Genomic DNA, 22,427 nt, shown 5'->3' on the forward strand with positions numbered 1-22,427 from the left:
GACGTACTGAATTACCAAAGGGCAACGCTATAGCTCACCAGCAGACGCACTTCATCGGCATCGCGAGCGGAGTAGTTGGAACGGTAGGTGGCATTGCGCAGGCGTACGGCAACGTCCTTGAGGGCGCCGCTTTGTACGACGTATTTGATCTCGGTGTTGCGTTCCCACTCTTTGCCTTCATCACCGTTCTTGAGCTTGATGTTGTCGCCGCTCACGTAACGGCTCATGAAGCTCAGGCCGGGAACGCCGAGTTTGGCGAAATCATAGTCGTAACGTGCCTGCCAGGAGTGTTCTTCGGCGCCGGCAAAGTCATTGATCTGCACGAAGTTGACCAGGTACGGATCGCTGCCATCGACGTAGGGGAAGGCGCTGTCACCGGACATGCGCTGATAGCCGGCGCTGAGTTTATGCCCGCTCAAGGCGTAGCTCACCAGCCCGTTCAGGGATTTGTTGTCGATCTTGCCGCCACGGGCCGCGCCCTCATCGTCACTGATGGCAAACCGCAGGTCGGTACCGAACGTGCCGGGGCCGACCGGTTGCGAAGCGACAACGCCGAGGAAGTGCTGGTTGTAGACTTCGTCGAGTTGAGCGAAGTGGTAGCTGCCGGTGATCTTGTCGGTGAACTTGTAGTCCACGCCGCCAAAATCAAAATGCTTGCCGGCCACGGTGCCGGCGAAGCGGCTGTTCTTGTTGTTGAGGGCGATGTCTTCGAAGTCGGTGCTGTCGCGGTCCTTGGCTTTCTCCAGACGCCCGCCGGTGAAGGTCAGGTTCTTGATCTCTTTGGAGGTCAGCATCCCGCCTTCAAAGGTCTGCGGCAGAATGCGGCCGTCGTTGGGCTTGAGGATCGGCAGTTCCGGAATCAGGCTGCCGATTTTCAGTTCCGTGGCGGAGATCTTCACTTTGCCGGTCAGGCCGAGCTTGGAATACTCGTTCGCCGCGCGCCCGTCGTCATGGGTTGGCAGCAGGCCGGTACCGGTGCGGTCCGGACTCGAATCGAGTTTTACCCCCAGCATGCCCAGCGCATCGACACCAAACCCCACGGTGCCGTCGGTGTAACCCGATTGCAGATTGAGCATGAACCCCTGGGCCCATTCGTCCCGCTTGGATTGCTGGGCGCTGGTGCCATCGCGAAAGTCGCGGTTGAAATACATGTTGCGGGTTTCGAAGGTTGCCTTACTGTCTTCGAAGAAGGCAGCCTGGCTCAACGGCGAAAAGCCGGCGAGGGCGGCGGCGCTGACAAGGGCGGTGTGGTTGAGGCGGGAAAAACGAACAGGCGGGCGAGCCTGAAGCTGCATGGACAGCATGGTGACATACTCCGTTTATTATTCTTATTGGCGAAAACGCTTCGGGGCGTTTTTCGTATCGCTATGTGCTCTGACTACGGCAGTGAAAGCTGTCCGTAGCGGGACTCTAACCGGCCAACCTTTCGCTAACCTTTCAGCTGACTTTCACGGTTTTCGGGCTTCACAGCGACGGATGCGGCTGTAAACTCCGCGCCAAAGAATGGCGTCGACCATCCCTGAATGAGGTAAAGATCCATGCGTGTTCTGCTCGTCGAAGACCATCTGCAGCTTGCCGAAAGTGTCGCCCAGGCGCTCAAGAGCACCGGGCTGACCGTGGATGTGCTCCACGACGGTGTGGCGGCCGACCTGGCCTTGAGCAGCGAGGAATACGCCATGGCGATCCTCGATGTCGGCCTGCCGCGCATGGACGGTTTCGAAGTGCTGGCGCGCTTGCGGGCCCGGGGCAAGAACCTGCCGGTGCTGATGCTGACCGCCCGCAGCGACGTCAAGGACCGGGTCCATGGCCTGAACCTGGGGGCTGACGATTACCTGGCCAAACCTTTCGAACTGACCGAACTCGAAGCCCGGGTCAAAGCCTTGCTGCGCCGCAGTGTGCTCGGCGGTGAACGCCAGCAACGCTGTGGCGTGCTGGCTTACGATCTGGACACCCGGCGCTTCACCCTCGGCGAAGAATTGCTGACCCTGACCTCCCGCGAGCAGGCAGTGCTCGAAGCCCTGATCGCCCGTCCCGGCCGGGTGATGAGCAAGGAGCAATTGGCGGCTCAGGTCTTCGGCCTGGATGAGGAGGCCAGTCCCGATGCCATCGAGATCTACGTCCACCGCTTGCGCAAAAAACTCGACGGCCAACCGGTGGCCATCGTGACCTTCCGTGGCCTTGGCTATTTGCTGGAAAGCCGCGATGCATAAGCTCAGCAGCCTGCGTTGGCGGTTGCTGTGGAACCTCGCGCTGCTGCTGGTGGTGTTGATGCTCGCCAGTGGTTTGAGTGCGTACTGGAACGGTCGCGAAGCCGCCGACACCGCGTATGACCGGACCTTGCTGGCCTCGGCGCGGACCATCGCCGCCGGCCTGTCCCAGCGCGACGGCAGCCTCAGCGCCAACGTGCCTTACGTGGCCCTCGACACGTTCGCCTACGACAGCGCCGGGCGGATTTTTTACCTGGTCAACGACATCAATCAGAAGCTGATTTCGGGCTACGAAAACCTGCCGCCACCACCACCGGGAACGCCGCGCACTGATGACTATCCGGCGCTGGCGCGTTTCTACAATGCTACCTATCAAGGGCAGAACGTGCGGGTGGTCAGCCTGCTCAAAGCGGTCAGCGAACCGAACATGAACGGCATGGCGGAGATCCGCGTGGCGGAAACCGATGAGGCGCGGGTCCGCATGGCGCGCAGCCTGATGGCCGACACCTTGTTGCGGCTGGGCATGCTGGCGATCGGTGCGTTGTTGCTGGTGTGGTTTGCGGTCAGTGCGGCGCTGCGTCCACTGGAGCGCTTGCGCACGGCGGTGGAAGAGCGGCAGCCCGATGACTTGCGCCCCTTGCCACTGGTGGAAGTGCAGCACGAGCTGGGGCCGCTGGTGCGAGCGCTCAATCACTTTACCGAGCGGTTGCGCGGGCAGTTCGAGCGCCAGGCGCAATTCATCGCCGATGCCGCCCATGAACTGCGCACGCCGCTGGCGGCGCTCAAGGCACGACTCGAACTGGGCTTGCGCTCGAACGAACCCGAAATCTGGCGCAGCACCCTGGAAGCTGCCGCCCAGGGTACGGATCGCCTGACCCATCTGGCCAATCAATTGCTCTCGCTGGCACGGGTCGAGAATGGCGCCCGGGCCATCGCCGAGGGCGGTGCGCAATTGCTCGACCTCAGTCAGTTGGCCCGTGAACTGGGCATGGCCATGGCGCCGCTGGCCCATGCACGTGGCGTGGCACTGGCGCTGGAAGCTGACGAGCCGGTGTGGATGCGTGGTGAGCCGACGCTGCTGAACGAGCTGTTGAGCAATCTGGTGGACAACGCACTGGCCCACACGCCACCGGGCGGCAATGTGATTCTGCGGGTCACGGCGCCGGCGGTGCTGGAGGTCGAGGACGATGGTCCGGGAATTCCCCTTGAAGAGCGGGAGCGGGTGTTCGAGCGTTTTTACCGGCGCAACCAGCAGGTGGCGGGATCGGGATTGGGGCTGGCGATTGTCGGCGAGATCTGCCGCGCCCATCTGGCGCAGATCAGCCTGCACGATGGCGAGTTGGCGGGGCTGAAAGTGCGGGTAAGTTTTATTGCGGGGGAGTGAACACACTCATACCTGCGGAGAGAGGCTTTTTGTGGCGAGGGAGCAAGCTCCCTCGCCACAAAAATCAGTAAAACATCGACCGCGACTCTTCCAGATCCTTGCACATCGCTTCGTTCTCCGGATCGATCCCCAGCTTCTCGAAGGCAGGCACACTGACCGGGTCGATGCGAGCCAGAGGATGGTCGGTGTCCTTGTGGCAATACAGGCTGGCCACTTGCACCAGATCGACATAGTCGACCCGCGCCGATTGCCGCTTGAAATCCAGATACAGCCCCGGCAATTGCACCAGCATTTCCGGAAAATCCCAGACCCTGAGCAATTTATCGCCGAGCAGCGGATGGATGCGTTCGATCACATGGTTGAGGCTGACCGGGTCTGACAGCAATTCATAGTGATCTTCGGCGTAGGTCAGGATCGGCAACACGCCAATCTGATGCACCAGCCCGCCGAGCGCCGCTTGATCAGGCTTGAGTTGTGTGTAGCTGCGGCACAACGCATAGCTGACGCCGGCGATTTCCAGGCTTTTGCGCCAGACCTCGCGCATTTTCTGTTCCACCACTTCGGAACGGGCATTGAAAATCTGTTCCATCACCAGGCCGATGGCCAGGTTGCTGCTGTAATTGACGCCCAGCCGGGTGATGGCCGTGTGCAAGTCAGTCACTTCCTGGGTCGCGCGCAGCAACGGGCTATTGACCACTTTGATCAGGCGCGCCGACAGCGCGGTGTCACGGCCGATCACTTTGCTCAGGGTGCTGACACTGATTTCCGGGTCTTCGGCGGCCTTGCGAATCTGCAGGGCCACTTCCGGTAATGTTGGCAGAACCAGGTCATCATTATCGATGGCCTCAACCAAATCCTGTTGGACCTTATCCGCCAGCTCACTCATTTCTTTTCTCTAGGGTATTGCGACAAGTGCTGCTGTTAACGCTGGATTTCGCGATCACGATCCAGTTGGTAAGGCAGGTCGAGCAAATGCAGGCCGGGACCTTCGAGTGCGCCAAGGTGCAGGTTGCCATCTTCTGCAGCTTCGGCTTGCAGCACGGCCAGGAGTTCAATGTTTTGCTCGGTGCGAGCAGCGATCACCACTTCACCAATCGAACTGCCGTGAGTCGGGGAGAACAGTGGGGTGCCGGGTTCAGGCAGTTCACTACCCTCCAGTTGCAAGCGATACAGACGACGCTTGAGTTTGCCCAGGTATTGCATGCGCGCAACGATTTCCTGGCCAGTGTAGCAACCCTTCTTGAAGCTCACGCCGCCGACGGCTTGCAAATTGAGCATCTGCGGGATGAACAGCTCGCGGGTGCTGGGCATGACCTGGCCGATCCCAGCGCGGATCTGGCCCAGCAACCATTGATTCAGATCGCCTTCGGCCAGCAGGGCGGACAGCTTGCCCTTGATGGTGTCGGCTTGATCGGCGTTCACCCAGAGTTCAGCGCGCTCAGGCGAGACGCGAAGGGCGATCAGGCCGTCATTACGCACGACGCTGTCGGTGTCGACCGGTAGCGCCAGGCCCAGGCTGGCCAGTGCCGCATCGCCATGCTCAAGGCCAAAACGAACCCAGCCGGCACTTTCGTCGGTCAGTTTCGATTTGGAGAACACCGCGTACTTTTTCAGGTCCGCCAATTGCGGCTCCAGCAGCTCGCTGGCCATCGCCATGAGCACTCCGTCGCCTTCCAGCAGAATGCGGAAACTCGACTGCATCCGGCCTTTCTGCGTGCAACGCGCGCCAAGGCTGGCCTGGGTTTCGCTCAGGTAATTGAGGTTGCAAGTCAATTGGCCTTGCAGGAATTTGCTGGCATCCGAGCCGCGTACCGCGAGAACGCCTTCGTGAGACAGGGTGCAGAAAAAAGCAGAATCGGCCATGGGTCATCGCAGGGTAAAGAGTCTGAGGGACATCATAAGGGGGCGCCCTTGAAATGGGTAGTTCACAAAGGATCGTCAGTGCCGACCAAAGCCGACTGTTCGGCTCGCCTCGGGGCTGTATACTTGCGGCCTATTTGAGGAGCGCTCCATGGTCGATAACGTTGAACTGAACCGCCTCTTTTGGCACAGCCGTCGCGGCATGCTGGAACTTGACGTGCTTCTGGTGCCGTTCGTGAAAGAGGTTTACGCGAATCTGAACGAGGTAGATCGCGCGCTGTATGTCCGCCTGCTGGAGTGCGAGGATCAGGACATGTTCGGCTGGTTCATGGAACGCGCCGAATCGGAAGATCCGGAGCTGCAGCGCATGGTTCGCATGATCCTGGATCGTGTCCAGCCCAAGTAACGCGTTCGAATGCCGCTGGCATGCCTCACGGCAGTTGCTGGCGGCCTATCTTCTCGCCCAGCTGTTCGCGTTGGGTTCGCTGTTTCTTCTCTCGATACCGCTCTGGGCCGACCTGCTCGGCGTAGCGTTGTGCGTGGCTCACAGCATTTGGGTATTGCCGCGACAGATTCTGCTGACACACCCACAGGCTTTTCGCGGCTTGCGTCGCGATGCCGATGGCTGGCAGTTGTGGAATCAGGCAGAGGGCTGGCAACCGGTGCAGCTAAAACCGGATAGCTTGGCGCTGCCGTTGGTTGTGGTGCTGCGCTTTCGTCTGCGGGGCGAGCGAGGTGTCAGGGCGATATGCGTGCCGCGGGATTCGCAGGCGGCGGATGTGCACCGACGCCTGCGGGTTCGGCTCAAGTTCAGTCGGCGTAGGTGGGCGGCACCAGAATAGTGTCCAGGGCGACCGGCAGCAGGTTCGGGTAGTCGAGGGTGTAATGCAGGCCGCGACTTTCCTTGCGTTCCATGGCCGACCGGATCATCAGGTCTGCTACCTGAGCCAGGTTCCTCAGCTCGATCAGGTCTCGGCTCACTTTATAGTTGCTGTAGAACTCGTCGATTTCGTCCAGCAATAATTGCACTCGGTGCTGGGCTCGTTGCAGGCGCTTGTTGGTGCGCACGATGCCCACATAGTCCCACATGAATCGCCGCAGTTCGTCCCAGTTGTGCGCGATGATCACGTCTTCGTCGGAGTCGGTGACCTGGCTGGCATCCCAGACGGGCAGGGCGGTCGGAATCGACACCTCTGGCAACTGCTCAAGAATGTCCGTCGCCGCCGAACGGGCATAAACGAAACATTCCAGCAGCGAGTTGCTGGCCATGCGGTTGGCGCCATGCAGGCCGGTGAAGCTGGTTTCACCAATCGCATACAGGCCCGGCACGTCGGTGCGGCCCCGCTGATCGACCATCACGCCGCCGCAGGTGTAGTGCGCCGCCGGCACCACCGGAATCGGTTGTTTGGTGATGTCGATCGAGAATTCCAGGCAGCGTTCATAGACCGTCGGGAAGTGCGTCTTGATGAAGTCTTCAGGCTTGTGGCTGATGTCCAGGTAAACGCAGTCGATACCCAGGCGCTTCATCTCATGGTCGATGGCGCGGGCGACGATGTCCCGTGGTGCCAGTTCGGCCCGTGGATCGAAGCGCTGCATGAAGCGTTCGCCGTTAGGCAGCTTCAAGTGTCCGCCTTCGCCGCGCAGGGCTTCGGTTATCAGGAAACTCTTGGCTTGCGGGTGATAAAGGCAGGTCGGGTGGAACTGGTTGAACTCCAGGTTCGCCACCCGGCAGCCCGAACGCCAGGCCATGGCGATGCCATCACCGCAGGCGCCATCAGGGTTGCTGGTATAGAGGTAGACCTTCGCTGCGCCGCCCGACGCAAGGATCACGAAGCGCGCACCGTAAGTGTCGACTTCACCCGTGCTGCGGTTGAGGACGTAGGCACCGAGGCAGCGGTCGCCTTCAAGGCCCAGGCGCTTTTCGGTGATCAGATCGATTGCGACCCGCTGTTCCAGCAGCTCGATGTTGGGCCGCTGTATGGCCTGGTCGAGCAGGGTTCTGAAGATCGCCGCACCCGTCGCATCGGCGGCGTGGATGATGCGTCGATGGCTGTGACCGCCTTCGCGGGTCAGGTGAAACTCGAAACCGCCGTCTTCGGTGCCGGACTGTTCGTCACGGGTAAAGGGTACGCCTTGGTCGATCAGCCATTGAATCGCTTCTCTGCTGTGCTCGACGGTAAAGCGCACGGCGTCTTCATGGCACAGGCCACCCCCGGCGTTGAGGGTATCGTCGACGTGGGACTCGACAGTATCGGTGTCATCCAGGACGGCGGCGACACCGCCCTGGGCCCAGAAGGTCGAGCCATTGGCGAGGTCGCCTTTGCTCAATACGGCGATGCGCAAATGACCGGGCAAGGTCAGCGCAAGACTCAAGCCGGCAGCACCGCTGCCAATTACCAGAACATCGTGTTGAAACTGTTGGCTCATTTCAGGATTCCGCTCAAAGCGACCCGGGTCGGGGGTGGCGCAAGACAGCTGGATCGGCGAGTCAGGACAGCCACACAGCCCACTAGTATATAGAGGGGGGGAGCGGCACAATAGCCGGGCCCACATGGCATTGTGAAACTACTGTGACGGAAAAGACTGGACTCTTCGTCGGAAGTTTTTTTGACTGTGTTGGCGATAAGGCGACTGTATCGTGGATTTAACAGTCTTTTTCGTTTCACGGTTGCACAATGTCGGTTTCAGGCGGCTATAAATATGGAACTTTTGCCAAAGGCTCAAGATCAATAGACGGTTGCCTGGAACAAAGGACAGTGTCGGTTTCGGTGCGGGACTTGCGGTTAGGTCCCTGCTGACGAATCCGATGACAAGATTATTCGCGCAGCCTGGGTTTCCCGCGCTGCGCTTTTCGTGCGTGCCAAATCAGAGCCCGCAGGAAACTTGCTTGGAGGGGGAGAACTTTTGCGAAAAGCCCGAGTCTATGTTTGCAAGTCTGGTCGTTCAGTAATGCAAGCCTCCTTCGAGCTTATCGAGGAGTGTTCATGCTAACCCAGGAAGAGGATCAGCAGCTGGTCGAGCGCGTTCAACGCGGCGACAAGCGAGCTTTCGATCTGCTAGTGCTGAAATACCAGCACAAAATTCTCGGGTTGATCGTGCGTTTCGTGCACGACACCCATGAAGCCCAGGATGTCGCACAGGAAGCCTTTATAAAGGCGTACCGTGCACTTGGTAATTTTCGCGGAGACAGCGCGTTTTATACGTGGCTTTACCGTATCGCCATCAACACGGCGAAAAACTATCTGGTTTCACGCGGCCGTCGGCCGCCGGATAGCGATGTCAGTTCCGAGGATGCAGAGTTCTATGATGGCGATCATGGCCTCAAGGATCTCGAGTCGCCAGAACGTGCATTGCTGCGGGATGAGATCGAAGGCACCGTCCATCGAACCATTCAGCAACTGCCAGAAGATTTGCGTACGGCTTTAACTTTACGTGAATTCGATGGTCTGAGTTACGAGGACATTGCCAGCGTCATGCAGTGTCCGGTGGGTACCGTGCGCTCCCGGATCTTCCGCGCCCGGGAGGCCATCGATAAAGCCCTGCAGCCGTTGTTGCAGGAAAACTGAGACAGCGGCGACAGCCAAGAGAGGAACGCCATGAGTCGTGAAGCCCTGCAGGAATCGCTGTCCGCAGTGATGGATAACGAAGCGGACGAACTGGAATTGCGTCGGGTGTTGAATGCCTTCGACGATGTTGAAACCCGCGAAACCTGGGCTCGTTACCAGATCGCTCGGGCAGTCATGCACAAGGACCTGCTGCTCCCTCGTCTGGACATCGCTGCAGCAGTTTCTGCTGCGCTGGCTGACGAAGCCGTACCGGCAAAAACCTCTCGTGGTCCATGGCGCAGCCTGGGTCGTCTGGCAGTCGCTGCTTCGGTGACCATTGCCGTGCTGGCAGGTGTACGTCTGTACAACCAGGACGAGATCGCAGGTGTCGAACTGGCTCAGCATTCTAATCAGCCAAGTCTGACCACTCCTCAGGTCAAGGGTCCCGCTGTATTGGCAGGCTACAATGAGAGTTCGGACGCCACTGGCCCTATGGCCAACGGTGTATTGCAAGGTCAGCCAGGCTGGCACGATCAGCGTCTGCCAGGTTACTTGCGCCAACATGCTCAACAGGCTGCACTGAAAGGTACTGAGAGCGCTCTGCCTTACGCTCGTGCAGCAAGCCTGGAAAACCGTTAAGGAGGATCATGCGCGCCATACCTCTACTTACGCTTCTGCTCAGTGGCTGGTTTATTGTTCCAGCCCATGCCGATGAAGCCCAGGACTGGCTGAAGCGTCTGGGACAGGCGGAGCAAACGCAGAGCTTTCACGGTACTTTCGTCTACGAGCGTAACGGTAGTTTTTCTACCCATAACATCTGGCATCGCGTCCAGGATGGCAAAGTCCAAGAGCGTTTACTTCAGCTCGACGGTTCGGCCCAGGAAGTCGTGCGCATTGATGGGCATACTCAATGCGTCAGCGGCACCCTGATGGCAGGGCTGGGGGACTCACCCAACTCCGCTGCTCGTGCACTCGATCCACAAAAGCTAAAGAATTGGTATGACCTTGCCGTCATCGGCAAGTCGCGCGTGGCCGGGCGTTCGGCGGTGATCGTCTCGTTGACACCTCGCGATCAGCACCGCTATGGTTTTGAACTGCATCTGGACAAGGAAACAGGCTTGCCGTTGAAGTCATTGTTGCTCAATGACAAAGGGCAACTGCTGGAACGGTTCCAGTTCACCCGGCTGGATACTGCCGAGGTGCCTTCCGACAGCGATTTGCAGGCAGGTTCCGAGTGCAAGCCCATTAACCTGGACAGTGACAAGGCGTCCGCCGTCAAGACTGCGCAGGTCTGGCATTCTGACTGGTTGCCGCCAGGTTTCGAACTGACCAGCAGTAACTCTCACAAGGATCCGGATACCAAAGTCCAGGTCAACAGTCTGATGTTCGACGACGGTCTGGCCCGATTCTCGGTGTTCCTTGAGCCATTGAATGGGGCAACAGTCACCGACACCCGTACCCAGCTGGGGCCAACAGTCGCTGTGTCCCGTCGCTTGACCACTCCGCAAGGCGAAATAATGGTGACCGTGGTCGGTGAAATACCGATTGGTACCGCCGAACGGATTGCGCTGTCCATGCGCAACGATGCCGCGGCTACCAACAAGCAGTGAGCTGATCAGTCATGCTCATCAATCGGGGCTGTAGGGTGCGGGAGGTTGGCAATGGCTACCCCGTCGTTGAGGCCTCGAAATGTTTTGCCGAGCATTTTCATTTGCAAATATCCCGAAAATTTTTTATAGGTCAGAGCCCCTCGGCTCTGGCCTTGTTTGTTGTTCCCGGAACAAAAATACCGGCGTATCGTTTCCGGTGTTCCTTGCTCCATATCGCTTAACCATGCTCGTCGTAACGGGAGCCGTATGTCGATACCACGCTTGAAGTCTTATCTCTCCATTTTTGCCACCGTGCTGGTGCTCGGTCAGGCGGTCACTGCGCAAGCGGCCGACTTGCCTGACTTCACGCAACTGGTCGAGCAGGCCTCGCCCGCGGTGGTGAATATCAGTACTACCCAGAAGTTGCCGGAACGCAAAGTGTCCAGCGAGCAAATGCCTGATCTTGAAGGCTTGCCGCCGATGCTGCGCGAGTTCTTTGAACGTGGTATGCCGCAGCAGCCACGCTCACCTCGTGGCGATCGCCAGCGCGAAGCGCAGTCCCTGGGATCGGGTTTCATCATTTCGCCTGACGGCTACATCCTGACAAACAACCATGTGATCGCCGATGCCGACGAGATTCTCGTGCGCCTCGCCGATCGCAGTGAGTTGAAAGCCAAGCTGATCGGTACCGATCCGCGTTCCGACGTCGCCTTGCTGAAAATCGAAGGCAAGAACCTGCCGGTTCTGAAGCTCGGCAAATCGCAGGACCTGAAGGCCGGTCAGTGGGTCGTGGCCATCGGCTCGCCGTTCGGCTTTGATCACACAGTGACCCAAGGCATCGTCAGTGCCATTGGTCGCAGCCTGCCGAACGAAAACTATGTGCCGTTCATCCAGACCGACGTGCCGATCAACCCGGGTAACTCCGGTGGTCCGCTGTTCAACCTGGCCGGTGAAGTGGTCGGCATCAACTCGCAGATCTACACCCGTTCCGGCGGCTTCATGGGCGTGTCGTTCGCGATCCCTATCGATGTGGCGATGGACGTTTCCAATCAGCTGAAAAGCGGCGGTAAAGTCAGCCGTGGCTGGTTGGGTGTGGTGATCCAGGAAGTGAGCAAAGATCTGGCCGAGTCGTTCGGTCTTGAGAAACCGGCCGGTGCGCTGGTGGCTCAGATCCAGGATGACGGTCCGGCTGCCAAGGGTGGCCTGCAAGTGGGCGACGTGATCCTGAGCATGAACGGTCAACCGATCGTCATGTCCGCCGATCTGCCGCACTTGGTGGGTGCGCTGAAGGCAGGCTCGAAAGCCAATCTTGAGGTGATCCGCGAAGGCAAACGCAAGAATGTCGAGCTGACCGTCGGCGCTATCCCTGAAGAAGGCAAAGAGCTGGACGCCCAGCCTAAATCTGGCGCGGAGCGCAGCAGCAATCGCCTGGGTGTTTCCGTGGCCGAATTGACCGATGAGCAGAAGAAAGCCTACGACCTTAAAGGTGGTGTGGTAATCAAGGACGTGCAGGACGGTCCTGCTGCCCTGATCGGCTTGCAGCCTGGTGATGTGATCACTCACCTGAACAACCAGGCGATCGGCTCCACCAAGGAGTTCACCGAGATTGCCAAGGCGTTGCCGAAGAACCGCTCGGTGTCGATGCGGGTTCTGCGCCAGGGTCGCGCCAGCTTCATCACCTTCAAGCTGGCTGAATAAACCGGTTGTCGGCTGAATAAAAAACCGCCTCGAAAGAGGCGGTTTTTTGTACCTGAATTTTGACCTCGAAGCGGTCAGCCCATCATGTCCTTGACCATGCGTTCCTGCTCCATCAGCTCGCGTTGCCGTGCGTCGATCCGCGATGACAGCGGGAAGTTGCTGCCCGCCTTGCGTTTGGCGAAGTCCAGTTGCTGGATCGCCTGGCGATAATCGCCGATCAGTGCGAAGTACTCTGCACGAGCTTGATGCAGGCCGATGATGTTGCCCGACAGGCCGCGAGTCTCGGCCACCAGGTACCAGACGTCCGGATCTTCGGGGCGGGTCTTGAGCAGGTTCTCCAGCGCTTTTTCCGCATCGGCTGCTCGATTCTGCTTGAGCAGCAGATCGACACGCACCTGATTCAGTGGGTAGTTGCCCGGATACTGAGTCAGCATCCGGTCAACCCGTGACTGAGCATCGGGCAGACGATTATTGGTGATGTCCAGATCGACCTGCGCCAGGTTGTAGATGATCTCGTTCGGCGACTTGGTCAGCAGCTGCTTGAGGTTCTCGCGAGCTTCATTCAGCTGGCCGCCCTTGATCTGGGCGATTGCCAGGCCATAGCGCGCGACGTCGTTTTTCGGGTTTTCATCGAGTTGGGCGCGGAAGCGCTTGGCACCCAAGCCTGGGGTTTCTTCATAGATCAGCTGCACGCGTGCACGAATCAGCTGATAACGCATGCTGTCTTCGATACCGCCCGGTTTGGCCTGTTCGGCACGGTTGCGGGTGTCGGCGATACGCGATTCGGTCACCGGGTGAGTCAGCAGGAATTCCGGCGGCTTGGCATCGTAGCGGTACTGGCGCATCAGCCGTTCGAACATGGTCGGCATCGAGCGCGGATCGTAACCGGCCTTCTCCAGATTCATGATGCCGATACGGTCGGCTTCCTGTTCGTTCTGGCGCGAGAACCGTCGTTGTTCCTGCATCGCCGCCGCCTGGGTGCCGGCAATGGTTGCGATCCCGGCATCGCCTGCGCCGGCAGCGGCAATCACGATCCCGGCCAGCAATGCAGCCATCATAGGAACTTGCATGCGTTGCGAGGCTTCGACACCACGGGCGAAGTGACGCTGCGACAAGTGGGCCAGTTCGTGGGCCAGGACCGAGGCATATTCGCCTTCGGTCTGGGCGTTGAGGAACAAGCCCCCGTTGACGCCGACGATCCCACCCGGCGCGGCGAAAGCGTTGAGCAGTGGGCTGTTGATCAGGATGAACTCCAGGCGCCGGTCATTGACCTGGCTGGTCTCCACAAGCCGGTAGACGCTGGACTCGACGTAATCCTTGAGTTGCGGATCGTTGAGTTGCGACACCTGGCTGCGCAGCATCGCCAGCCACGCACGGCCCAGTTGGTATTCCTGTTGCGGCGAGACGATGGCAGAACTGGCGTCACCGAGTGACGGCAAGTCGTCGGCGAAGCCCGGTGAGGCGAGCAGGCAAGCGAGCGTCAGCAGGGTAGGGCGCAAAAAAGTCATGCACAAAGCCTTAGTCGACAAAGACGTTACTGTAGCCGGACACTACGCTTGGGACCAGATATTCTAAGCGACTCAACCCCTGCCCCGGAGTGATTCGATGACTGACGCTGTAACCCACGACGCCGAGCTGGACGCCAGCGGTCTGAATTGTCCGCTGCCGTTGCTCAAGGCCAAGATGGAACTCAACCGACTGGCCAGCGGGGCGGTGCTCAAGGTGATTGCCACCGATGCGGGCTCTCAGCGCGATTTTCGCACCTTTGCCCGATTGGCCGGTCATACGCTGCTTCGTGAAGAAGATGAGGCGGGCGTTTACCGCTATTGGTTGAAAAAAGCCTGAAACCTGCGGCGTTCGTTCCTAAGGATTATTGATGTTCAAAGTGTTACGCGACTGGATTCAGCGCTATTTCTCGGATGAAGAGGCCGTGGTGCTGGCGGTGCTGCTGTTTCTGGCATTTACCGCCGTACTCACCCTGGGTGGAATGCTTGCGCCAGTGCTGGCCGGGATGGTGCTGGCGTATCTGATGCAGGGGTTGGTGGTGATCCTCGAGCGCCTGCGTCTGCCGGGGGCCGCGGCGGTGGGGCTGGTCTTCGCGTTGTTCATGGGGGGGCTGCTGGTATTCATCCTCGTCGTGGTGCCATTGCTTTGGCATCAGTTGATCACGCTGTTCAACGAATTGCCCGGCATGCTCGCCAAGTGGCAATCACTGCTATTGCTGCTGCCCGAGCGTTATCCGCATCTGGTGTCGGATGAGCAAGTGCTACAGGCAATCGAAGTGGCGCGGGGCGAGATCGGCAAATTCGGCCAGTGGGCGCTGACGTTCTCGTTGTCGAGCTTGCCGCTGCTGGTGAACATCATGATCTACCTGGTGCTGGTGCCGATCCTGGTGTTCTTCTTCCTCAAGGACCGGGAGATGATCGGCCAGTGGGTGCGTGGTTACCTGCCGCGGGAGCGAGCGCTGATCACTCGAGTCGCCCAGGAAATGAACCGGCAGATTGCCAATTACATTCGTGGTAAGGTCATCGAAATCTTCATTTGTGGGGGCGTGACCTACATCGCTTTCGTGGCGCTGGGGCTCAACTATGCGGCGCTGCTGGCGTTGTTGGTGGGTGTGTCGGTAGTGGTGCCCTATGTCGGGGCGGTGGTGGTGACCGTGCCGGTGCTGCTGATTGCGCTGTTCCAATGGGGCTGGAGCGATCAGTTCATCTATTTGATGGCGGTCTACGGGATCATCCAGACGCTGGACGGTAACGTGCTGGTGCCGCTGCTGTTCTCGGAGGCGGTCAACCTGCACCCGGTGGCGATCATCTGCGCGGTGCTGCTGTTTGGCGGGTTGTGGGGCTTTTGGGGCGTGTTCTTTGCGATTCCCCTGGCGACGTTGTTCAAAGCCGTGCTGGATGCCTGGCCGCGCAAGGAGCCGGAGGTGTCGCCGCTGCTTTGATCGTCGATTTGAGGGCCTCTTTGCGGGCAAGCCCGCTCCCACAGGGTTCATACCATCCCTATGGGAGCGGGCTTGCCCGCGAAGGCGTCCGAATAGACGCCCAAAAAATCAGGCCTTGTTCAGCGCCTGAGCAGCCGCCAAAACCGCATCCACATGCCCCGGCACCTTCACGCCGCGCCATTCCTGACGCAGCACGCCATCCTTGTCGATCAGGAACGTGCTGCGATCAACACCCATATATTCCTTGCCGTAGAGCTTTTTAAGCTTGATCACGTCGAACAGCTGACAGATGGCTTCGTCCTTGTCGCTGATCAGCTCGAAGGGGAACTCCTGCTTGCACTTGAAGTTTTCGTGAGACTTCAGGCTGTCGCGAGATAGGCCGAACACCTCGGTGTTGGCCGCCTTGAACGCCGCGTACTGGTCGCGAAAACCCTGGCCTTCGGTGGTGCAGCCCGGCGTGCTGTCCTTCGGGTAGAAGTAAATCACCACTTGCTTGCCTTTGAGGGCCGCGAGGCTGACGGTCTGCCCGCTGGTGGCGGGTGCTTCGAAGTCGGCAACCGGTTGGTCGATGGCTACGGCCATGAAAGCTTCCTTACATTGGGTTTTGTGGGCGCCACGGTTCAATCAGTGCGTCCAGGTTCATGGCGTCGGCGAAATCCAGGAACTGGTCGCGCAGCCAGCTGATCTGGGTGCCGGCCGGCAAGGTCACGGTAAACGTGGCGTTGAGCATGGTGCCGCCGGTCTGCGGAGCCTGATAGGTGTCGCAGGTCAGATTCTCCAGCTCGACGTTGTGGTCCATGAAGAACTGGCACAGCTCGTTGATGATGTCCGGGCGGTAGGCCGAGCTGACGTAGGCGACGTACGGCAAGGCCTGGGGACGGTTCTCCAGGGCTGCGCTGCGCACCACGTTGACAGTGAAAGCGTGTCGTTTGGCCAGTACTGGCAGACTGCCTTCGAGGCGCGCCAGGGCGTCCCAGCTGCCGGAGATCTCAAGGATCAGCGCGCTGCATTCGCCATGACGCGTCAGGCGAGAGGTGACCACGGCGCAGCGGTTTTCATGGCTGGCGCGGCACAGGACGTTAGTCAGCTCCATGGGGTTGGCGCCGAGGGCACTGATGACAAGGAATTGTTCGCGAACTGTGGGGGTGGACATGCAGCATTCCTAAAGCGATGAGCGGTCGATACTGTTTATGGGCTTTTTTGCCGGGACGAGCCTGCGGATGCGAATTCACAAACCCCCAGCCGAAGGTTGCAACGTGCTCCAGTATGGCAAGAGCGAGGGGTGGCAACGCTGGATCGGGGCTTGTGATGCCGAAAATGGAGGCTGGAAACCGGCGTACGAGCTTATCAGTACCGATCAAAGTCTGAAGGGTAGCGAAAAGCAGCGCCAAGGGGAATGGCGGCAGCGCAGTACTTCGCTTGTACAAGCATCTTGGCGCCAGTACCATTACCGCTCTCTTTTTCCGGCAGGAGCGGTTGCATGATTGCGGGCAGTATGGTGGCACTGGTCACACCCATGGATGCACAGGGTCGTCTCGACTGGGACAGCCTGAGCAAACTGGTGGACTTCCACCTGCAAGAGGGCACCAACGCCATCGTGGCGGTCGGCACTACGGGTGAGTCGGCCACGCTTGACGTGAACGAGCACATCGAAGTGATTCGTCGCGTGGTTGCCCAGGTTGCAGGGCGTATTCCGGTGATCGCCGGTACGGGCGCCAATTCGACGCGTGAAGCGATCGAACTGACGACCAACGCGAAGAACGCTGGCGCCGATGCGTGCCTGCTGGTAACCCCTTATTACAACAAGCCGACGCAAGAAGGCCTGTACCTGCACTTCCGCGCCATCGCCGAAGCGGTCGATATCCCGCAGATTCTTTACAATGTGCCGGGTCGTACCGCGTGCGACATGCAGGCCGAGACGGTAATCCGCCTGTCGACCGTGAAGAACATCATCGGCATCAAGGAAGCCACGGGCGACCTGCAGCGCGCCAAGGACATCCTGGCCGGCGTGAGCAGCGACTTCCTGGTCTATTCCGGTGACGATGCGACCGCGGTCGAGCTGATGCTGCTCGGTGGCAAGGGCAACATTTCGGTGACCGCCAACGTTGCGCCGCGCGCCATGAGCGAGCTGTGCGCCGCTGCGATGGCCGGTGATGCCGTCAAAGCCCGGGCGATCCACGAAAAGCTGATGCCACTCAATAAAACCCTGTTTATCGAATCCAACCCTATCCCCGTGAAATGGGCGCTGCATGAAATGGGCCTGATGCCGGACGGTATCCGTCTGCCGCTCACCTGGCTCAGTGCTGCCTGTCACGAACCGCTGCGGCAGGCCATGCGCCAGTCCGGCGTCCTGGTTTAATTGAGGAAGTACTACGCATGAAGCGAATGGCCGGACTTTCCGCACTTGCCTTGATTATCTCCAGCACCAGTGGCTGCGGATGGATCTGGGGCCCGGAAGGTTACTTCCGTGACCGTGGTAGCGATTACCTGGAAGCGCAACAGACTGCACCGATGCAACTGCCACCGAACGTCAGCACCTCCAAGCGTCTGGATCCACTGTTGCCGATCCCGCGCAATGTGGCCGACGATACCGCCAAGGGCGAATATGTCGTGCCTCGTCCGCAGCCGCTGTCGGCAGCGGCTGATATCAGCGCCTACTCCTTGCAGAAGAGCGGCGATTCGCGTTGGATCATGGCTCAGAACCCACCGGCCGAAGTCTGGCCAGTGGCCGTGCAGTTCTTCCAGGACAACGGTTTCCGTCTGGACGAACAGCGCCCGCAAACCGGTGAGTTCACTACCACTTGGCAGCATTCCGACGAACTGTCCGCAGCCATGGCCAAGCGCCTGAGCGCGGCCGGTGTCGGCGCCGACAGCGAAACCCGCGTACGGGTGCGTATCGAGCCAGGCGTGCAGCGCAACACCAGTGAAGTCTATGTGGTCAGCGCCGAGCGTCCTGCCGGCAGCACCGCCAACGTCGACTTCACCAATCGTTCGGTCAATACCGGCCTGGACGCAGCATTGGTCGACGACATGCTCGCGAGCATGAGCCGTACTTCGGAGAAGGGCGGTTCGGTCTCCATGCTGGCCTCGCGTGATTTCGATACGCCAAGCCGTGTCAGCCTGACCGAGGATGGCAGTGGCAACCCGGTGCTCAACGTCGGTACCGACCTGGATCGTGCCTGGTCGAGCGTCGGTCGTGCGCTGGAACAGGGCGAATGGCGTGTTGAAGACATCAACCGCAGCCTGGGCCTGTACTACATCAACCTCGCCGAAAAGGCCGAGAAGAAGGATGAGCAGCCAGGTTTCTTCGGCAGCCTGTTCGGCAGCAAGCCGAACAAGGAAGAAGTTGAAGCCCGTGCCGAGCGTTATCAGGTTCGCCTGAGCAAGGTCGGCGAGAACGTACAAGTTACCGTCGAGAAAAACATCAACACCGTGGCGCCAGCAGACGTGGCGCGCAAAGTGTTGACCGTGATTCAGGACAACCTGGGCTGATCGCATGCGTTTTGCCGTTCTCGGCAGCGGTAGCCAAGGGAACGGCACGCTGGTAGCCAGCGATGACACGTATGTGCTGGTGGATTGTGGTTTCTCCTTGCGGGAAACCGAAAAACGCCTGCTGCGCCTTGGGGTGAACCCTGCGCAGTTGAGCGCGATACTTGTGACCCACGAACATGCCGATCACGTGCATGGCGTGGGTTTACTGTCTCGGCGTTACAATCTGCCTGTCTACCTCAGTCGCGGGACCCTGCGCGGGATGCGCAAACCGATTGAACCCGCAGGCTTTCTGGCTGGCGGCGAGCAACTGCAAATCGGCCCTCTGAGCATCGGCGTCATTGCCGTGGCCCATGATGCACAGGAGCCGACGCAGTATGTTTTCAGCGACGGTCAGCGGCGTTTCGGCCTGTTGACCGACCTGGGCTCATACTGCAACAAGGTGCTGGACGGCTATCGGGACCTCGATGCGTTGATGATCGAGGCCAACCATTGCCGTGACATGCTGGCTCGCGGTCACTACCCGTACTTTCTCAAGCAGCGGGTGGGCGGTGAATTGGGACATTTGAACAACCATCAGGCGGCATTCCTGGTGGCCGAGTTGGGCTGGCAAGGCCTGCAACACCTGGTCCTGGCCCATCTGAGCAGCAAGAACAACCTGCCGCAGCTGGCCCGGCAATGTTTTGTCGACACCCTCGGGTGCGACCCGGACTGGCTGCAACTGGCCGATCAAGATTCAGGGCTCGACTGGCGACACATCGCCTAGCCCACCTACTTAGCAAGCGGAGCCCATCATGGAAAAACGTGAAGAACTCTACCGCGGCAAAGCCAAATCGGTTTACAAGACCGACGACGCTGACCGCTTGATCCTGCTGTTTCGCAACGACACCTCGGCGTTCGACGGCAAGCGTATCGAGCAGCTCGACCGCAAAGGCATGGTGAACAACAAGTTCAACGCCTTCATCATGCAGAAACTCGAAGCAGCCGGCGTGCCGACTCAATTCGACAAACTGCTGGGCGACAACGAATGCCTGGTGAAAAAACTCGACATGATCCCGGTCGAATGCGTTGTGCGTAACTACGCCGCCGGCAGCCTGGTCAAGCGCCTGGGTGTTGAAGAGGGTATGAAGCTCAACCCTTACACCTTCGAACTGTTCCTGAAGGACGACGCCAAAGGCGACCCGTTCATCAACGAATCCCACGTCGTGGCATTCGGTTGGGGCACCGCCGAGCAACTGGTTCGCATGAAAGAACTGTCGCTCAAGGTCAACGAAGTACTGAGCAAACTGTTCGACGACGCCGGCCTGCTGCTGGTCGACTTCAAACTCGAATTTGGCGTGTCCTCCGACGGCTCCATCGTTCTGGGCGACGAATTCAGCCCGGACGGCTGCCGTCTGTGGGACAAGGCCACCAAGAAGAAAATGGACAAGGACCGCTTCCGTCAGGGCCTCGGTGACGTCATCGAAGCCTACGAAGAAGTCGCCAACCGTCTGGGCGTACCGCTTTAATCGACGCAAGCATCTGATAGCACGGAAAAAAATCGCTAAAGGGGGTTCGCTTCCGGCGATTGTGCTGTTATGATGCGCGCCGTTGGAGAGATGCCAGAGTGGCCGAATGGGACGGATTCGAAATCCGTTGTACCTTCACCGGTACCTAGGGTTCGAATCCCTATCTCTCCGCCATACATAGAAAAGCCCCGTAATTCAATGAGTTACGGGGCTTTTTTGTTTTTCGATTGTACTACTCGATTGTACTACCATCTGATGCCTCTGTGCGGCGCTATGGGCGTTCTTCCTGAGGTTGGTGCCAGCGACCACTTTATCCCTTCGAGCGGCCTGCCAGCTGGGTTTCGGTGGCTCCAATACCCTCATGCCCTGATAAGGGGCTGAAGCGGTTCGAGCGATGCGTTACATCCGCAAGTATGCATCAATGCTGCGGCGTTGCAGCCTACGCATGGCAGGTGATAGGATCCAATCTTCCTGGCGACAGGCTGCCTCGCGGCGTGTCCCTCATCGCGTCACTATGTGATCTCTGGGAAATCCTTGACGACTCGTTACGTGTTTTCATTGGTCTCCTCGTTGGTTGTAAAGCCATGCGCTTTGCGCTCGGTCAGCCAGGAATTTAGATGAGGTACGTGATCATGAAGAAATTTGATTACGGCCAAGCTCAGAAGCGTATTGAGTTTGCTACCAAGGTCATCGAACTGGTTACGGCCATTTTGATCCTTGTGTCAGTAGCTCTCCCGCTTTTGAGCGTGGCTTTTAACTATTTCGAGCATCCATCCGATGCAGAACTCTCATAAATGGACCAGCAGGTTCCGGTTGAAATCTGATACTTGGGTTTACATCCCAACTTCAGAAACTGTTGCTGAGGGTAAACTTTTCAAAGGTCTAATTGAATTCAAGTGGCGCCCTCCTGAGAACTACTATCATTTAAGGAGTGGTGGTCATGTTGATGCCATAAAGTATCATCTTGGAGGTAGGTTTTTTATTCATGCCGATCTTCGAAAGTTTTTCAATAGTATTAATCGAAGCAGAATAACTCGTGAATTAAAGCCGTATTTTGGATACGATAAAGCAAGAAGTATCGCAATGGAATCAACTGTTTCAATACCGGTGGATTCAGGTCAGGTCTTTGCATTGCCCTTTGGCTTTGTTCAATCTACGATCATAGCTTCGTTGTGTCTTCATAAAAGCAGGCTTGGAAAAGTAATACAAAATTTAGATAATACTGACGGTATAAAGGTTAGTGTTTATGTGGATAATATTATTATTTCAACGCAAAGTTTAGAGAAGGCAGATTTTGCGCTTTCCATGATACAAGAGAGTGCGGATAGATCGGGGCTTGTACTTAATAAGAATAAGCTTAAAGGTCCGGCCGAAAGTATCACGGCATTCAATATTGATCTATCATCTAATTTAGTTTTGATTAGTGATTCGCGATTCAGTGAGTTTTTAGTGAATTATAAAAATGCGACTAGCGAAAATAAGAAGGATGGGATTTTTGGCTATGTCTATTCGGTCAATCCTACCCAGGCTTCTATTTTAATTAAATCTTAGTGTTCGTTTTTATTGCACTCAAGTCTAATCCCTCGTGCCGCAGAGCAGGGCTAGCGGTGCTTCTTTCAGACCTAGAGCTGAGCGGTTCTTGGAAGGGTGGCCTGCGAAGACAGTTGAATGATGGTAGGGAGTATTCCGGGTTAAATTTCCAAATCCCGCGAAAATAGGGATAGCACTTCTGACTGAATTTCCCAAAATCCCGCCAAAAATAATGGCTCCGAGTTTGGAAGGTACCCCCCCTGCATTCTGGAAAGCGGTCGGCATGGCCCAGGCGCTTAACAAAACGCACAGAGTCGATATAGAAACCTGATAAATCTCAAAATAAAGCTAGCCCGCTTGAAGTTCCCACAGCTTCAGAGCGAGACGTTGAAGGCAAGCATGAGGCGACGCACTGCCGTAGGTGTGAACTCGCTACCACGAGCGGTACGCAAGCCTTTGGAGTTAAGGCAATCAGCTACTGACTGGAAGGTATTCAGTTTGTTGTAGAGGCAAGCCAGCAGGTGGGGCTGTATGGCCGCTTGATGTGGGTTCACATTCTTCATGCGTTGATCATTAACCCCGAGCGACGTTCGCGTTTCGGTGATGCTATCAAGCCGAATTCGATTTCTATAGTGTTGAGGTGTGCGGCCATTTGCCATCATTCAACGCC

General features: G+C 58.2%; 23 protein-coding genes and 1 tRNA gene. 17 read left to right on the forward strand and 7 right to left on the reverse strand.

The genetic code is table 11. The features are described 5' to 3' along the window. Positions 1–11: 11 nt before the first annotated feature. Positions 12–1,304, reverse strand: coding sequence for an OprD family porin (locus AC1DQM_RS18115; protein ID WP_477746614.1), 1,293 nt, complete (start codon positions 1,302–1,304; stop codon positions 12–14). Between the two features lie 234 nt (positions 1,305–1,538). Here AC1DQM_RS18115 and AC1DQM_RS18120 point away from each other — a divergent pair, with 234 nt between their 5' ends. Together AC1DQM_RS18120 and AC1DQM_RS18125 are read left to right on the forward strand one after the other, a co-directional pair. Continuing rightward, positions 1,539–2,210 carry a response regulator gene (locus AC1DQM_RS18120; RefSeq protein ID WP_007941432.1) on the forward strand — a complete coding sequence of 224 codons (672 nt, stop codon included), beginning with the start codon at positions 1,539–1,541 and terminating at the stop codon, positions 2,208–2,210. Then, the gene (locus tag AC1DQM_RS18125) at positions 2,203–3,591 is read left to right on the forward strand and encodes a sensor histidine kinase (RefSeq protein WP_018926788.1); all 1,389 of its coding nucleotides are present in this window, start codon (positions 2,203–2,205) and stop codon (positions 3,589–3,591) included. Before AC1DQM_RS18120 ends, AC1DQM_RS18125 begins: the two co-directional genes overlap by 8 nt. A 64-nt stretch (positions 3,592–3,655) precedes the next feature. Here AC1DQM_RS18125 and AC1DQM_RS18130 read toward each other — a convergent pair whose 3' ends face one another. Both AC1DQM_RS18130 and ygfZ read right to left on the reverse strand, forming a co-directional pair. Beyond that, entirely contained in the window at positions 3,656–4,477 is an 822-nt protein-coding gene (locus AC1DQM_RS18130) for an HDOD domain-containing protein (RefSeq protein ID WP_086944831.1), read from the reverse strand. Positions 4,478–4,512: 35 nt separating this feature from the next. Further along, a complete protein-coding gene (gene ygfZ / locus AC1DQM_RS18135) occupies positions 4,513–5,454 on the reverse strand; it encodes a CAF17-like 4Fe-4S cluster assembly/insertion protein YgfZ (protein WP_477746615.1) in 942 nt (313 codons plus the stop codon). A 148-nt stretch (positions 5,455–5,602) separates the two neighbouring features. Here ygfZ and AC1DQM_RS18140 point away from each other — a divergent pair, with 148 nt between their 5' ends. Then, positions 5,603–5,857: an FAD assembly factor SdhE gene (locus AC1DQM_RS18140; protein WP_007941436.1), complete on the forward strand. Its 255-nt coding sequence runs from the start codon at positions 5,603–5,605 to the stop codon at positions 5,855–5,857. Next, a complete protein-coding gene (locus tag AC1DQM_RS18145; RefSeq protein ID WP_258612577.1) occupies positions 5,841–6,293 on the forward strand; it encodes a protein YgfX in 453 nt (150 codons plus the stop codon). The genes AC1DQM_RS18140 and AC1DQM_RS18145 overlap by 17 nt, the downstream gene beginning before the upstream one ends. On the opposite strand, the gene nadB is transcribed toward AC1DQM_RS18145, so the two are convergent. Next, on the reverse strand, positions 6,262–7,878 hold the full coding sequence (gene nadB, locus AC1DQM_RS18150) for an L-aspartate oxidase (RefSeq protein WP_018926784.1): 1,617 nt from the start codon (positions 7,876–7,878) through the stop codon (positions 6,262–6,264). The two genes, AC1DQM_RS18145 and nadB, sit on opposite strands and share 32 nt — an antisense overlap. Positions 7,879–8,435: 557 nt before the next feature. Between nadB and rpoE the strand changes: the two genes are divergently transcribed. From rpoE to AC1DQM_RS18170, 4 genes are all read left to right on the forward strand, one after another. Further along, the gene (gene rpoE, locus AC1DQM_RS18155) at positions 8,436–9,017 is read left to right on the forward strand and encodes an RNA polymerase sigma factor RpoE/AlgU (RefSeq protein ID WP_003172477.1); all 582 of its coding nucleotides are present in this window, start codon (positions 8,436–8,438) and stop codon (positions 9,015–9,017) included. Positions 9,018–9,047: 30 nt separating this feature from the next. Continuing rightward, positions 9,048–9,635, forward strand: a complete 588-nt coding sequence (locus AC1DQM_RS18160) for a sigma-E factor negative regulatory protein (RefSeq protein WP_086944833.1) — start codon at positions 9,048–9,050, stop codon at positions 9,633–9,635. A gap of 8 nt (positions 9,636–9,643) precedes the next feature. Then, the gene (locus tag AC1DQM_RS18165) at positions 9,644–10,606 is read left to right on the forward strand and encodes a MucB/RseB C-terminal domain-containing protein (protein ID WP_064619726.1); all 963 of its coding nucleotides are present in this window, start codon (positions 9,644–9,646) and stop codon (positions 10,604–10,606) included. A gap of 246 nt (positions 10,607–10,852) precedes the next feature. After that, on the forward strand, positions 10,853–12,283 hold the full coding sequence (locus AC1DQM_RS18170; protein ID WP_019647985.1) for a DegQ family serine endoprotease: 1,431 nt from the start codon (positions 10,853–10,855) through the stop codon (positions 12,281–12,283). 74 nt (positions 12,284–12,357) lie between these two features. Here the strand turns inward: AC1DQM_RS18170 and AC1DQM_RS18175 are convergent, their stop codons facing one another. Then, positions 12,358–13,791 carry a M48 family metalloprotease gene (locus AC1DQM_RS18175; RefSeq protein ID WP_477746616.1) on the reverse strand — a complete coding sequence of 478 codons (1,434 nt, stop codon included), beginning with the start codon at positions 13,789–13,791 and terminating at the stop codon, positions 12,358–12,360. A 97-nt stretch (positions 13,792–13,888) separates the two neighbouring features. On the opposite strand from AC1DQM_RS18175, the gene AC1DQM_RS18180 reads away from it, so the two are divergent. After that, the gene (locus AC1DQM_RS18180) at positions 13,889–14,128 is read left to right on the forward strand and encodes a sulfurtransferase TusA family protein (RefSeq protein WP_007941445.1); all 240 of its coding nucleotides are present in this window, start codon (positions 13,889–13,891) and stop codon (positions 14,126–14,128) included. A 31-nt stretch (positions 14,129–14,159) separates the two neighbouring features. Beyond that, entirely contained in the window at positions 14,160–15,230 is a 1,071-nt protein-coding gene (locus AC1DQM_RS18185) for an AI-2E family transporter (RefSeq protein ID WP_018926779.1), read from the forward strand. 108 nt (positions 15,231–15,338) lie between these two features. Here the strand turns inward: AC1DQM_RS18185 and AC1DQM_RS18190 are convergent, their stop codons facing one another. Further along, positions 15,339–15,812, reverse strand: coding sequence for a peroxiredoxin (locus AC1DQM_RS18190; RefSeq protein ID WP_018926778.1), 474 nt, complete (start codon positions 15,810–15,812; stop codon positions 15,339–15,341). A 10-nt stretch (positions 15,813–15,822) separates the two neighbouring features. Next, complete coding sequence (locus AC1DQM_RS18195; RefSeq protein WP_007898662.1) at positions 15,823–16,383, reverse strand: glycine cleavage system transcriptional repressor; 561 nt, start codon at positions 16,381–16,383, stop codon at positions 15,823–15,825. Positions 16,384–16,710: 327 nt separating this feature from the next. On the opposite strand from AC1DQM_RS18195, the gene dapA reads away from it, so the two are divergent. From dapA to AC1DQM_RS18230, 7 genes are all read left to right on the forward strand, one after another. Further along, on the forward strand, positions 16,711–17,589 hold the full coding sequence (gene dapA, locus AC1DQM_RS18200; protein ID WP_007941448.1) for a 4-hydroxy-tetrahydrodipicolinate synthase: 879 nt from the start codon (positions 16,711–16,713) through the stop codon (positions 17,587–17,589). A gap of 17 nt (positions 17,590–17,606) precedes the next feature. Continuing rightward, complete coding sequence (gene bamC, locus AC1DQM_RS18205) at positions 17,607–18,722, forward strand: outer membrane protein assembly factor BamC (RefSeq protein ID WP_018926776.1); 1,116 nt, start codon at positions 17,607–17,609, stop codon at positions 18,720–18,722. 4 nt (positions 18,723–18,726) lie between these two features. After that, positions 18,727–19,485: an MBL fold metallo-hydrolase gene (locus tag AC1DQM_RS18210; protein WP_019580834.1), complete on the forward strand. Its 759-nt coding sequence runs from the start codon at positions 18,727–18,729 to the stop codon at positions 19,483–19,485. A 28-nt stretch (positions 19,486–19,513) separates the two neighbouring features. Then, entirely contained in the window at positions 19,514–20,227 is a 714-nt protein-coding gene (gene purC / locus AC1DQM_RS18215; RefSeq protein WP_477746617.1) for a phosphoribosylaminoimidazolesuccinocarboxamide synthase, read from the forward strand. Between the two features lie 84 nt (positions 20,228–20,311). After that, positions 20,312–20,401, forward strand: a tRNA-Ser gene (locus tag AC1DQM_RS18220). Positions 20,402–20,859: 458 nt separating this feature from the next. Further along, positions 20,860–21,021 carry a hypothetical protein gene (locus tag AC1DQM_RS18225; RefSeq protein ID WP_477746618.1) on the forward strand — a complete coding sequence of 54 codons (162 nt, stop codon included), beginning with the start codon at positions 20,860–20,862 and terminating at the stop codon, positions 21,019–21,021. Between the two features lie 19 nt (positions 21,022–21,040). After that, positions 21,041–21,778 (forward strand): reverse transcriptase domain-containing protein, encoded by a 738-nt coding sequence (locus AC1DQM_RS18230; protein WP_477746619.1) that lies wholly within the window; start codon positions 21,041–21,043, stop codon positions 21,776–21,778. Positions 21,779–22,427 lie beyond the last annotated feature (649 nt).

This window comes from Pseudomonas sp. 01L34, assembly GCF_056400265.1.